Annotated in this window: 16 protein-coding genes; 14 read left to right on the top strand and 2 right to left on the bottom strand. The window is 46.2% G+C overall.

All coding sequences use genetic code 11. The features are described from left to right. The first annotated feature begins 20 nt into the window (after positions 1-20). The 5 genes from kefG (at position 21) to AK965_RS13030 (ending at position 4,380) form a co-directional block, all read left to right on the top strand. Positions 21-623, top strand: a complete 603-nt coding sequence (gene kefG, locus AK965_RS13050; protein ID WP_099080021.1) for a glutathione-regulated potassium-efflux system ancillary protein KefG — start codon at positions 21-23, stop codon at positions 621-623. Further along, entirely contained in the window at positions 607-2,406 is a 1,800-nt protein-coding gene (kefB, locus tag AK965_RS13045; RefSeq protein ID WP_099080020.1) for a glutathione-regulated potassium-efflux system protein KefB, read from the top strand. The genes kefG and kefB overlap by 17 nt, the downstream gene beginning before the upstream one ends. Before the next feature lie 35 nt (positions 2,407-2,441). Then, the gene (locus AK965_RS13040; RefSeq protein ID WP_099080019.1) at positions 2,442-2,642 is read left to right on the top strand and encodes a YheV family putative zinc ribbon protein; all 201 of its coding nucleotides are present in this window, start codon (positions 2,442-2,444) and stop codon (positions 2,640-2,642) included. Positions 2,643-2,731: 89 nt separating this feature from the next. Further along, entirely contained in the window at positions 2,732-3,313 is a 582-nt protein-coding gene (slyD, locus tag AK965_RS13035; RefSeq protein WP_099080018.1) for a peptidylprolyl isomerase, read from the top strand. A gap of 125 nt (positions 3,314-3,438) precedes the next feature. Then, positions 3,439-4,380 (top strand): isoaspartyl peptidase/L-asparaginase family protein, encoded by a 942-nt coding sequence (locus AK965_RS13030; RefSeq protein WP_099080017.1) that lies wholly within the window; start codon positions 3,439-3,441, stop codon positions 4,378-4,380. Between the two features lie 72 nt (positions 4,381-4,452). On the opposite strand, the gene AK965_RS13025 is transcribed toward AK965_RS13030, so the two are convergent. Together AK965_RS13025 and AK965_RS13020 are read right to left on the bottom strand one after the other, a co-directional pair. Then, positions 4,453-4,680, bottom strand: a complete 228-nt coding sequence (locus AK965_RS13025) for a SlyX family protein (RefSeq protein ID WP_099080016.1) — start codon at positions 4,678-4,680, stop codon at positions 4,453-4,455. Beyond that, positions 4,677-5,663: a WD40 repeat domain-containing protein gene (locus AK965_RS13020; protein ID WP_099080099.1), complete on the bottom strand. Its 987-nt coding sequence runs from the start codon at positions 5,661-5,663 to the stop codon at positions 4,677-4,679. The genes AK965_RS13025 and AK965_RS13020 overlap by 4 nt, the downstream gene beginning before the upstream one ends. A gap of 129 nt (positions 5,664-5,792) precedes the next feature. On the opposite strand from AK965_RS13020, the gene fkpA reads away from it, so the two are divergent. The 9 genes from fkpA to AK965_RS12975 all read left to right on the top strand — a co-directional run. Next, positions 5,793-6,575, top strand: coding sequence for an FKBP-type peptidyl-prolyl cis-trans isomerase (gene fkpA / locus AK965_RS13015; protein ID WP_099080015.1), 783 nt, complete (start codon positions 5,793-5,795; stop codon positions 6,573-6,575). 144 nt (positions 6,576-6,719) lie between these two features. Beyond that, the gene (locus AK965_RS13010; protein WP_038871970.1) at positions 6,720-7,436 is read left to right on the top strand and encodes a transcriptional regulator; all 717 of its coding nucleotides are present in this window, start codon (positions 6,720-6,722) and stop codon (positions 7,434-7,436) included. A gap of 2 nt (positions 7,437-7,438) precedes the next feature. Then, on the top strand, positions 7,439-7,834 hold the full coding sequence (gene tusD / locus AK965_RS13005) for a sulfurtransferase complex subunit TusD (RefSeq protein ID WP_099080014.1): 396 nt from the start codon (positions 7,439-7,441) through the stop codon (positions 7,832-7,834). After that, positions 7,831-8,187 carry a sulfurtransferase complex subunit TusC gene (gene tusC, locus AK965_RS13000; RefSeq protein WP_099080013.1) on the top strand — a complete coding sequence of 119 codons (357 nt, stop codon included), beginning with the start codon at positions 7,831-7,833 and terminating at the stop codon, positions 8,185-8,187. The genes tusD and tusC overlap by 4 nt, the downstream gene beginning before the upstream one ends. 7 nt (positions 8,188-8,194) lie before the next feature. Further along, positions 8,195-8,470 carry a sulfurtransferase complex subunit TusB gene (tusB, locus tag AK965_RS12995; RefSeq protein ID WP_099080012.1) on the top strand — a complete coding sequence of 92 codons (276 nt, stop codon included), beginning with the start codon at positions 8,195-8,197 and terminating at the stop codon, positions 8,468-8,470. 178 nt (positions 8,471-8,648) lie between these two features. After that, complete coding sequence (gene rpsL / locus AK965_RS12990) at positions 8,649-9,023, top strand: 30S ribosomal protein S12 (RefSeq protein WP_004399892.1); 375 nt, start codon at positions 8,649-8,651, stop codon at positions 9,021-9,023. A gap of 118 nt (positions 9,024-9,141) precedes the next feature. Next, positions 9,142-9,612, top strand: coding sequence for a 30S ribosomal protein S7 (rpsG, locus tag AK965_RS12985; protein ID WP_004415829.1), 471 nt, complete (start codon positions 9,142-9,144; stop codon positions 9,610-9,612). 139 nt (positions 9,613-9,751) lie between these two features. After that, positions 9,752-11,851, top strand: coding sequence for an elongation factor G (gene fusA, locus AK965_RS12980; protein ID WP_099080011.1), 2,100 nt, complete (start codon positions 9,752-9,754; stop codon positions 11,849-11,851). A gap of 153 nt (positions 11,852-12,004) precedes the next feature. Then, on the top strand, positions 12,005-12,137 hold a 133-nt coding region (locus AK965_RS12975), incomplete at its 3' end, for a GTP-binding protein (RefSeq protein ID WP_249263060.1).

Raw genomic sequence — 12,137 nt, 5'->3', positions numbered from 1 at the left:
TTCAATGCAAGGACGACTATTTGGCTGCTGAACCATCGACACCGAAATCATCACAACCAAAGGTTCTGGTGATTTACGCTCATCCGGAGCCACAAAATTCCATAGCCAATCAAGTGATGATAAAAAAAATTCAATCACTTGGTCATGTTACGGTGCACGATATTTATGCTGCATATCCTGATTTTTTTATTGATGTGAATTACGAACACACCTTGTTGATGGAGCATGATGTGATCGTTTTCCATCATCCACTCTATATGTACTCCTGCCCTGCATTATTGAAAGAATGGTTGGATCGTGTATTGGGTAAAGGGTTCGCATTTGGTGATGGCTGCGCACTTGAGGGGAAATACTGGCGCAGTGTCATCACCACAGGAGGTAAAGAAGAGGCTTTCAGTTCTCTGGGGTACAACAAATACCCGTTGGCACAGATATTACAGCCTTTTGAGTTAACTGCCGCGTTATGTCAGATGCACTGGATGGAACCAATGGTGCTTTATTGGTCGCGCAATGTATCCGATATTGAACGCTACCAACATGCAGAGCAATACCGCCAATGGTTGATGAATCCGTTGCAAGCGTTTATCGGCTCACAAGGAGGTGCGCATGGCGATGACCAGTGAGTTTTTACAAAGCAGCGTGATCTTCCTATCGGCAGCAGTGATTGCCGTACCTATTGCCCAGCGTTTAGGGCTAGGGTCGGTACTTGGTTACCTTATTGCGGGAGTCATGATCGGGCCTTGGGGGTTTGGTTTAATTCGCGATGTGGATGCTATTTTGCATTTCGCCGAGTTGGGTGTGGTCTTGCTGTTGTTCTTAATTGGATTAGAGCTTAATCCGAAGAAACTCTGGCAAATGCGCGGACCGATTTTAGGGCTAGGTGGAGCCCAAGTCATTGTTACGTCAGGGGTGATCGCCAGTCTTGTCAGTCTATTTGGCGTAAGTATACAAGTCAGCGTAGTGATTGGAATGGGATTGGCGCTCTCTTCTACCGCAATTGCGCTTCGCGTGATTCAAGAACAAGGTCTGACGGGCACTGAAACCGGTCAGTCTGGCTTTGCGGTGTTGTTATTTCAAGACATTGCGGTGATCCCTATGTTGGCGATGTTACCGTTGCTTTCTGGTGGGCAATCGAGTGGCGACTGGTTAGACGCCTTTTGGGTGATTGGCAGTGTAATTGGCTTGTTGGTTGGCGGCCACTTTTTACTGCGCCCTTTATTCCGTTTTGTGGTCATGAGCGGTGTGCGGGAACTGTTTACGGTAGCGGCGTTGTTAGTGGTGCTGGGTATTTCAGTCACGATGCAAAAACTGGGCTTGTCGATGGCGCTAGGTACTTTTTTGGCGGGTGTACTGCTTGCCGAGAGTGAATATCGCCACGAATTGGAAATCGCGATTGAACCGTTCAAAGGTTTGTTACTTGGGTTGTTCTTTATTGCCGTCGGTATGGCGGTCAACTTAGGCTTACTGGCTTTGCAACCGATCGCTATTTTAAGTGCGGTGGTGGCTTTGGTGATGGTCAAAGGATTGGTGCTCTACCTCTTGTCACGCATGGCTCGGATTCGCGCTAAAGCCCGCAGTCGTATGTCGGCCATATTGAGTCAGGGTGGGGAATTTGCTTTCGTCATTTTTACAGCGGCGAGCCAAGAAGGCATTTTGACCAAAGAACAGGTGGCGTTTTTGTTGGTGGTGGTGAGTTTGTCGATGGTGACAACGCCATTGTTGTTGATGGGGCAGAAGCGATGGTTTGCGCACACGCTCAATCAAGAAGAAGAGCAAAGTGTACAAAGTGGAGTCGTGGATCGTCGTCCGCGTGTCATCATTGCTGGTTTTGGTCGCTTTGGTCAGATTGTTGGTCGATTGATGTATGCCAATAAGATTAAAGTAACGGTTTTGGAAAGTGATGCGAGTCAGATTCATCTACTGAGAAAGTACGGCTACAAAGTGTTTTATGGTGACGCGACACATATTGATCTACTGCGTGCAGCCGGAGCCGATAAAGCAGAAGCGTTGGTGATTTGTACTGACTCACCGGATGAAGTGATGGCGATTGTTGATATTTGTCGAGACCATTTTCCCAACCTTAAACTTCTGGCGCGGGCGCGTAGTCGTGTAGAAGCGTATCAGTTGATGAGCCATGGCGTGGAAAATTACTCACGTGAAATGTTTTTAGGCGCATTAGATCTAGGCCGTCAGGCACTTGTCGAGCTTGGGATGCATCCTTATCAGGCAAAGCGAGCAGAGGCACATTTTCGTAAACTCGATAATGCTATGCTCAAGGACTTATTACCTCAGCACAATGAGGATAAGGAATTGGCGCAAAGGTCGAAAGAAGCACGTAAAGAATTAGAAGAAATTTTTGGTCGTGAAATGGAAAGCGATCATCAGTCTCCCAATCATTGGAAGTAGTACTCATGGCTAACACTCTGAAATAAGGATAGAAAGTGAAAGCGAAAAAGCGTTTTATTGCGGGAGCAAGTTGTCCGCAGTGCAGCCAGCAAGATACATTGCGCTGGTGGATTGAGCACAATATTGAATTGGTCGAGTGTGTAGATTGTGATTTTACTGAGCAACGTAAACCACAATCTGTAGAGAAAAATAAACACTCTGAACAGGAAATGATCGGTATTTTTAAGCCTGAGTAATTGAAGTTCGCTGATTGATCCCCATAATATCGTCATCCATGTTTACTTAACCTGAGCTGGTTAAGTCGTTTAATCTCTCTGGAGTTAGTATGAAAATTGAAAAGAACGTAGTCGTAAGCCTTGCGTACAAAGTAATGCTTGAAGAAGGTGTAGTTGTCGATGAGTCAACGGTTGACGCGCCTCTTGATTACCTTCACGGTCACAACAACCTGATCACAGGTCTTGAGAACGAACTAGAAGGCAAAGTAGCAGGCGACAAGTTCACTGCAACAGTAACTCCTGAAGACGCATACGGCGAGCATGACGACGCACTAGTTCAACGCGTTCCTGCTGAAGTTTTCCAGGGTGTTGACCAAATCGAAGTGGGCATGCGCTTCCTAGCGGATACTGACCAAGGTCCAATCCCTGTAGAAGTAACCGAAGTTGACGGTGACGAAGTGGTTGTTGATGGTAACCACATGCTTGCTGGTCAAACACTAACGTTTGAAGTTGAAGTTGTCGCGGTACGTGAAGCAACAGCAGAAGAGATCGAACACGGTCATATCCATCAAGGTGGCGGTTGTTGCGGTGGCCACGACCACGATCACGATCACGAAGGCGGCTGCTGTGGTGGCGAAGAGAAAGGCGACGATCACGAATGTTGTGGCGGCGGCAGTTGCGGTTCTCACTAATCGCACGCTCTGACTAGATAACGTTATCTAGATTCAAAATTGAAAAGCGCAAGTTGAGGTTTCAACTTGCGCTTTTTGTTTATCTGAGGTGTGATCAAAGAACCGAGTGACAGTTGGGCAACGTGATGAGTAAACCATTTTCTATCGCCATTCATGGTGGCGCGGGCACGATTTTGCGAGAGCAGATGAGTGCACAGCTAAAACAATCGATCTTGGCGGATTTAGCGGCGGCGGTAAAAGCAGGACACCAAATTCTCGATAGGGGTGGTGAAGCACTTGATGCTGTCATCGCTGCCGTCAAAGCGCTGGAAGACTCCCCTAACTTTAACGCTGGCAAGGGCTCTGTGCTAACACATAATGAAATGGTTGAGATGGATGCCTCCGTGATGGATGGCAGAAATCAAGCCGCGGGTGCTGTTGCAGGAGTCAGGCACATTAAGAACCCGATAGAGCTCGCTCGTGATGTGATGCAAAAAAGTAATCATGTTTTGCTTGTGGGCGAAGGGGCCGAGAAGTTCGCTTTCGAACAAGGCCATCAATACACCGAGCAAGACTACTTCTTTACTGACCATCGTTATGAGCAACTGTTGTCGATGCGTGAAAAAGGGTTGTTTGCGTTGTCTGAATCACGTTACCCCGATGATCATAAGCACGGTACTGTGGGAGCGGTCGCTTTGGATCAGCATGGTAATTTGGCTGCAGCGACCAGCACCGGCGGCGTGACTAACAAAAAATACGGCCGAGTGGGCGATTCCGCATTGATTGGCTGTGGGACCGTCGCAGAAAATGGTGTGGTCGCTGTTTCCACTACCGGTGTTGGCGAATTTTTTATCCGTAAGCGCGTAGCGGAAGATGTCGCTGCGCGTATGCGTTACCTCAAAGAAGACGTACACACCGCCAGTGAGCACATTATTCAAGGTGAACTAAAAGCGATGGGCGGCGAAGGTGGCTTAATCGCGATTGATGCGCAAGGAGAGTTGCACTTCGCGATGAACAGCTCAGGTATGTACAGAGCAGGGATCAATACCCAAGGAGAATTGAGCGTTAAGATCTACGCTGAAGAGTAATCTTCTTACTGGGTAAAAATGACAAAGCCCAGAAGGCAATTCTGGGCTTTGTTTTCTCTTTCACGCATTCATTTAGTAATGCGGCGGTGGCGGCTCTTTCGCGGGATCGGCCATGTTCGACGAGTCCATATTTTTCACTTTACCTACCACGTATTTCATCTGATCTTGCATTTTAGTGAGCTGCAGTTGCTGCTGTGATAATGCGCTGTTCAGATCTTCAATAGTCTGTTCTTGGAATGCGACCTGACACTCTAGGTCATTAATGCGCGCTTCCAATTGCTGAATGATTTTTTCTGTCATGATCCGTTCTCTCGCTGCCAAGCTTGGGCAATACCCGCAGAAGTGGCAGTAATTACACGTTGCTTAGAATCAAAAGCTGCATCATACACGACCGCGCGAGGAGGGCGAGTATCTTTTTTCGGCTCGACTTCAAATCTGTCTATGCGTTTACCCGTTTGAGTATCCCAGACCATCACGCGGCCAGAAGGAGTGCCTGTCACCAGCAAGCTGCCGTCATCGGAGAATCGCGCGGTGGAAAAAATCAGCTGACGCGACCAACTACTTAGCTGGGTGACTTCTTCTCCGGTTTCTAAATCCCAGATTATGGCTTGGTTGCCACCGTCTGATGTCATCGCTAATTTACCATCACGTTGAAGTGCAACCCTGACCACTCGCTGATCATGTTCAAAGGTGCGTAATGCCAGGCCCGTTTCGGTGTCCCATAAATACGCGTTATAGTCATTCCCACCCGTCAGTGCAAACTTGCCATTTGGCGAAATTGCCACGGAATTGACTTTTTCTCTATGGGCAAGAAACTCCATCCGACGGCCGGTGACTAAGTTGACGTGAATCGCTTTACCATTGGAAAGTCCAAGTAGTACTTCTTCACCGTTACTGGTGATATCGACATCGCGGATCAGAGCGTCTGAGATAGACCATAGCCCCTCAGCTTGCGTCCATCCGAGATCCCACACCGCGAAGTTCATTTGACTTGCGGTCACGGCATAGCGCCCGTTGTCGGAAATGCGAATGTGGGAAACCACATTCGCATCTTGATCAAGTTCTCCCAGCTTAGCGAGTTGCTTATTCTGTTCCAAATCCCAAAGCATCAAGTGGTGCTCTGTGGAATACAATAAGGCAAACCGGCCATCTCGACTGAGCGCAAAGCTGGTGGAACCTTGAAGCTCGAGAGGCCATCGTTGAACATCATGATCGGTAAAAAAGCATCCATTTAACGTAGTGATTACAACTAAATATAGGAATAAATGAGAAATTCTTTGCATCACATCTAATAATCCAGTTTGTGTCTTAAGACATATAGCTAGTATATTGATATATATATTGTCTTCACTAGTCTCAATAGAAGATTTGTGCACAACAACCAATGGCGTCGCCATTATTTGGAGAATTCAATGAAATCAGTTTTAAAAGTGTCGCTACTTGCCGCAACAGTAATGCTCGCGGTAGGTTGTCAAAAAGAAGAAACAAAACCAGAAGCAGCTCCTCAAGCTGAGCAAGTTCAAGCAGAAACCGGTAAAGCGGTTCACTTTAAAACCGACGATGACAAAGCAGCGTATGCGATTGGCGTTTCATTTGCTAACTACCTAAGCGCTAGCATCGAAAAACCAAGCGAAATCGGTATCAACCTAAACAAAGACCTAGTTCTTAAAGGTATCGAAGATGTATTTAATGGTAACGCTGCTATGAACGAAGAGGAAACTCGTGCGGCTTTAGAGTCTCTCGACGAGCGTGTAGCGGAAACCATGCAAAAGCAAGCGGCAGAGCAAGCGGCTGAAGCGAAGAAAGCGGGCGATGACTTCCGTGCTGAATTTGCAAAGCAAGAAGGCGTCGTGAAGACGGACTCTGGTTTACTTTATGAAGTCATCACGCCAGCTGAAGGTGAAAAGCCAAAAGACACAGATACCGTTCAAGTGCATTACAAAGGTACTCTAATTGATGGTACTCAGTTTGACAGCTCTTACGATCGTGGCGAACCAGCAACGTTCCCACTAAATCGCGTAATCCCTGGTTGGACTGAAGGTGTTCAGTTAATGCCTGTAGGTTCTAAGTTCAAATTCGTTATCCCGCCAGAGCTAGCATACGGTGATCAAGACACAGCAAGCATCCCAGCTAACTCAACGCTGGTATTCGAAGTGGAACTGCTAAACGTTGAGAATGGCAATGAAGCTCAATAAGCTCTTGCTGCGCTAACCTAATGAAAAAAGGTCCTTTTTATGGGCCTTTTTTGTTCTAGGTCACTAGTTAGTGAGTTTGCTAGGCTGTGTTTCAAAATTTCTGATAAACTTACACCAATTTGTTGATTTTTCGCTCGAAGACTTATGACCACTACAGAAACAATAAATGCGGAGATGTTGCTCGAAATGGAATCTGTCAACGTGATGCCATTTTCTGAGCATGATAAAATCATCTTGAGATCTTATGAAGCCGTCGTCGATGGTATCGCCAGTCTGATCGGCCCATTTTGTGAAATCGTTCTTCACTCTCTGGAAGACCTCAATACCTCTGCAATTAAAATCGCCAATGGTGAAAATACGGGCCGTCAGGTCGGTTCGCCTATCACCGACTTGGCGCTAAAAATGCTTAAAGATATTGAAGGCTCTGAGCGCAACTTTTCTCGTTCGTACTTCACTCGAGCCAAAGGCGGCGTATTGATGAAGTCGATTACGGTTGCCATTCGTAACGGTGAGAACCGCGTGATTGGCCTGCTTTGTATCAACGTCAACCTCGACGCTCCTTTCTCTCAAGTGTTGCAATCCTTTATGCCAACACAAGAAGCGAAAGAAGCGGCGTCATCGGTAAACTTTGCAAGTGATGTAGAAGAGCTGGTTGACCAAACGGTTGAGCGCACCATTGAAGAGATTAACGCAGACAAATCGGTATCAAATAACACCAAAAACCGTCAGATCGTGATGGAGCTTTACGACAAAGGTATCTTCGATATTAAAGACGCCATCAACCGTGTCGCAGATCGCCTGAATATCTCTAAGCACACGGTTTACCTCTACATTCGTCAGCGTAAGACCGAGGACGAATAAGCGTGAATGGATTAACTTACACGCTGGTGGTCAACGGGCCTGTTTATGGTCGTCAATCGGCACGCAGTGCTTATCAATTCGCTCAAGCGGTAATTAAGCAAGGGCACTCATTAGTCAGCGTGTTCTTTTACCAAGACGGTGTTACCAATGGTACAGCATTGAGTGTACCAGCCAACGATGAGTTTGATCTGAGCAAAGCTTGGCAAACTTTGGCGAAGGAACATAACGTTCGCCTTGAAACTTGTGTTGCGGCGGCATTGCGCCGTGGCATCATCAGTGAAGGTGAAGCAAATCAGCATAGTCTTGTGCAACACAACTTATCGGATGCGTTCGAGCAGGCTGGATTAGGGAGCTTAGCTGAAGCCATGTTAACCCAAGACAGAGTGGTGCAGTTTTGAGTCAGTTAACCTATCTATTTCGTCAGGCCCCTCATGGCAGTGCTTCTGGACGTGAGGGTATTGATGCATTGCTTGCAGCATCCGCATACTGTGAAGACATCACTGTACTATTTGTTGGCGATGGTGTTTACCAGTTACTGCTTGGGCAGGATCCCAGTGCTATACTCAGTAAAGACTATGCACCAATGCTCAAATTATTTGATTTATACGATATTGAACAAGTTTTCGTATGTTCAGATTCGCTCGCAAAGCGAGGTTTAGCTCAAGCTGACTTGGTCATTGAAGCCAAAGCATTAAATGCCGAGCAGCTTAAAGACAAACTTCAACAAGCTGGCAAGTTACTGTCATTCTGAGGAAGCCATGTTACATATCATCAAATCCGTCGCTGCATTAGACGATGCAATGGCACTGTATAGTGAGCAAGATGATGTCCTGCTCATTGAAGATGCGGTATACGCAGCCAACCCCCAGCATAATGCTTTCAGCAAAGTAAAAGGCCCATCGGTATTTGCTTTGCAAAGTGATATTGACGCACGAGGAATGGCGAATCGTATTAGTCATTCTGTCAGGTTAATAAGCTACGAAGGCTTTGTTGAATTGACGGTAAAACAAGAAAAATCGCTTACTTGGGATTAACCCTATTTTCCTGTCGATAATACTTTACGGATAAATTGCCCCAATTGAACAAAAAAGATCCGTATATTTCTTGACACACATCTCACTGCTGCATAGAATTTTGCGTCCCTAACTACCCAATGGTTTTAGGGCTAGATTTTTCACAAAGCTTACTTTCAAGTAAATCAGGAGCTAGTTAATGGCAACTATTAACCAGTTGGTACGTAAGCCACGTGCAAAGCAAGTTGTTAAAAGCAACGTGCCTGCACTAGAAGCGTGCCCACAAAAACGTGGTGTATGTACTCGTGTTTACACTACTACACCTAAAAAACCTAACTCAGCACTTCGTAAAGTTTGTCGTGTACGTCTGACAAACGGCTTCGAAGTAACATCGTACATCGGCGGTGAAGGTCACAACCTTCAAGAGCACAGTGTTGTACTAATCCGTGGCGGTCGTGTAAAAGACCTTCCGGGTGTACGTTACCACACTGTTCGCGGTGCACTTGACTGTGCTGGCGTTAACGACCGTAAACAAGGTCGTTCTAAGTACGGTGTGAAGCGTCCTAAGTCTTAATGCCCTTCTTTCTGTAAAGAAGCGTTAAGTAAGGCCAAACACTAAAATTAAATTTTAATTTTTTGAAGAAACTGCAAAGTTTTGGATAACCTGAAGAATAAGACAACGGAGAAATTCCATGCCACGTCGTCGCGTCATTGGTCAGCGTAAGATCCTTCCAGATCCAAAGTTCAAATCTGAACTGCTGGCAAAATTCGTTAACATCCTAATGGTTGACGGTAAAAAATCTACTGCAGAAAAAATCGTTTACACTGCACTAGATGCTATGGCTGAGAAATCTGGTAAAGATCACTTAGCTGTATTTGAAGAAGCTCTTGAAAATGTTCGCCCAGCGGTAGAAGTTAAATCTCGCCGTGTAGGTGGTTCAACTTACCAAGTTCCTGTAGAAGTACGTCCGGTTCGCCGTAACGCACTTGCTATGCGTTGGTTGGTTGAAGCTGCGCGTAAGCGTGGTGAAAAATCTATGGCTCAACGCCTAGCTGCTGAAATGCTAGACGCGTCTGAGAACAAAGGTACTGCGGTTAAGAAACGTGAAGACGTTCACCGCATGGCTGACGCAAACAAAGCGTTCGCACATTACCGTTGGTAATACCTTTTCAGTGCTGCAAGGTTCCTTGCAGCACTTCTTTAGTTCCTATGCGCATGCTAGGAACTATTGCTATATCTAGGGGATAGCTTTCTCGACATAGCAATAGTCCCTAAGTCTCTAAGTATAAGAGGATTCAACCGTGGCTCGCAAAACTCCTATTGAGCGCTACCGTAATATCGGTATCTGTGCTCACGTTGATGCAGGTAAAACAACTACCACTGAACGTATTCTGTTCTACACTGGTCTTTCTCATAAAATCGGTGAAGTTCACGACGGTGCTGCAACCATGGACTGGATGGAGCAGGAGCAAGAACGTGGTATCACTATCACTTCAGCTGCGACTACTACTTTCTGGCGTGGTATGGAAGCACAATTCCAAGATCACCGCGTAAACATCATTGATACTCCTGGACACGTTGACTTCACAATCGAAGTAGAGCGTTCTCTTCGTGTACTTGATGGTGCAGTGGTTGTGTTCTGTGGCTCATCAGGTGTTGAACCTCAGTCTGAAACAGTATGGCGTCAAGCTGACAAATACCACGTTCCTCGTTTGGTATTTGTGAATAAGATGGACCGTACTGGTGCTGACTTCCTACGCGTTGTGGACCAAATTAAGACCCGTCTTGGTGCGAATCCTGTTCCAATCCAACTTAACGTTGGTGCAGAAGAAGAATTCCAAGGTGTTATCGACCTTATCAAGATGAAAATGGTCAACTGGAACGAAGCCGATCAAGGCATGTCTTTTACTTACGAAGACATTCCAGCTGACATGCAAGAACTTGCTGAAGAATGGCGCAACAACCTAGTTGAAGCAGCAGCGGAAGCTAGTGAAGAGCTAATGGATAAGTACCTTGAAGAAGGTGAGCTAACAGAGGTTGAAATCAAACAAGCTCTGCGTGCACGTACACTAAATAATGAAATCGTACTAGCAACTTGTGGTAGTGCGTTTAAGAACAAAGGTGTACAAGCAGTACTAGACGCTGTAATCGAATACTTACCATCGCCAGTTGATGTACCTGCAATTAAAGGTATCGACGAGAATGAAAATGAAGTTGAGCGTCATGCTGACGACAACGAACCGTTTTCTGCGCTAGCGTTTAAGATCGCAACCGACCCGTTCGTAGGCACACTAACTTTCATGCGCGTTTACTCTGGCGTTGTAAACACGGGCGACTCTGTTTATAACTCTGTAAAAGAGAAGCGTGAACGCTTTGGCCGTATTGTACAAATGCATGCTAACAAGCGTGATGAGGTGAAAGAAATCCGTGCGGGTGATATCGCCGCTGCAATCGGTCTGAAAGACGTAACGACGGGTGACACCCTATGTGACCAGAACCACAAAGTGATTCTAGAGCGTATGGAGTTCCCAGAACCCGTTATTCAGATCGCAGTAGAACCTCGCTCAAAGGCTGATCAAGATAAGATGGGTGTTGCTCTAGGTAAACTAGCGGCAGAAGATCCATCTTTCCGCGTGGAAACGGACGACGAAACAGGTCAAACCCTGATTTCTGGTATGGGTGAGCTTCACCTAGATATCATCGTTGACCGTATGAAGCGTGAATTCAGCGTTGATTGTAACGTTGGTAAACCTCAAGTTGCTTACCGTGAAACCATTCGTGGTACTGCGGAAGTGGAAGGCAAGTTCGTTCGTCAATCTGGCGGTCGCGGTCAGTACGGTCACGTATGGATCAAACTTGAGCCTTCTGAATTGGGTGAAGGTTTTGTCTTTGTTGACGAGATCGTGGGTGGTGCGGTTCCTAAAGAGTACATTAGCTCGGTAGCGAAAGGTATCGAAGAGCAAATGAACAGTGGTGTTCTAGCGGGTTACCCAGTACTAGATATTAAAGCAACGCTGTTCGATGGTTCTTACCACGATGTTGATTCAAGCGAAATGGCATTTAAGATTGCTGGCTCAATGGCCTTTAGAAAAGGTGCTCTTGAAGCAAACCCAGTGATTCTTGAACCAATGATGAAAGTTGAAGTAACCACTCCTGAAGATTGGATGGGTGATGTGGTTGGTGACCTTAACCGTCGCCGCGGCATGATCGAAGGTATGGACGAGGGCGTGGCCGGTCTTAAGATCATCCGTGCTCAAGTACCACTTTCTGAAATGTTTGGTTATGCAACTGATCTACGTTCAGCAACTCAAGGCCGCGCGTCTTACTCTATGGAGTTCCATGAGTATGCTGAAGTGCCGAAAACATTTGCTGAAGCAATCATGGCTGAACGTGGTTACTAATTTGACGATTGGTCCACAAAAAGTTTAAGACTTTTTGCGTGATCAGGCCGTCCAAATATTGCGCTAACGAGCGTTGGCGCATAAAATAACAATTTCTGGCGCGTTGAGATCAATAATGATCCCAGCGAATCATAACTAGGAAGGAACACGATTGTGTCTAAAGAAAAATTTGAACGCGTAAAACCGCACGTAAACGTTGGTACTATCGGCCACGTTGACCACGGTAAAACAACTCTAACTGCAGCTATCTGTACTACACTTGCAAAAGTATACGGCGGTGCTGCTC

It is taken from the genome of Vibrio sp. PID17_43, assembly GCF_002608565.1.
GTDB lineage: Bacteria > Pseudomonadota > Gammaproteobacteria > Enterobacterales > Vibrionaceae > Vibrio.
The sequence above is the reverse complement of the archived record's forward strand: the minus strand, read 5'-3'. Positions and strand labels throughout refer to the sequence as shown.

Excerpts from the sequence above, each read along its gene's own strand:
- tusB (WP_099080012.1), top strand. The coding sequence starts at position 8,195 with ATGTTACATATCATCAAATCCGTCGCTGCATTAGACGATGCAATGGCA.
- slyD (WP_099080018.1), top strand. The coding sequence starts at position 2,732 with ATGAAAATTGAAAAGAACGTAGTCGTAAGCCTTGCGTACAAAGTAATG.
- AK965_RS13020 (WP_099080099.1), bottom strand. The coding sequence starts at position 5,663 with ATGCAAAGAATTTCTCATTTATTCCTATATTTAGTTGTAATCACTACG.
- rpsL (WP_004399892.1), top strand. The coding sequence starts at position 8,649 with ATGGCAACTATTAACCAGTTGGTACGTAAGCCACGTGCAAAGCAAGTT.
- AK965_RS13030 (WP_099080017.1), top strand. The coding sequence starts at position 3,439 with ATGAGTAAACCATTTTCTATCGCCATTCATGGTGGCGCGGGCACGATT.
- AK965_RS13010 (WP_038871970.1), top strand. The coding sequence starts at position 6,720 with ATGACCACTACAGAAACAATAAATGCGGAGATGTTGCTCGAAATGGAA.
- kefB (WP_099080020.1), top strand. The coding sequence starts at position 607 with ATGGCGATGACCAGTGAGTTTTTACAAAGCAGCGTGATCTTCCTATCG.
- fkpA (WP_099080015.1), top strand. The coding sequence starts at position 5,793 with ATGAAATCAGTTTTAAAAGTGTCGCTACTTGCCGCAACAGTAATGCTC.
- rpsG (WP_004415829.1), top strand. The coding sequence starts at position 9,142 with ATGCCACGTCGTCGCGTCATTGGTCAGCGTAAGATCCTTCCAGATCCA.
- AK965_RS13025 (WP_099080016.1), bottom strand. The coding sequence starts at position 4,680 with ATGACAGAAAAAATCATTCAGCAATTGGAAGCGCGCATTAATGACCTA.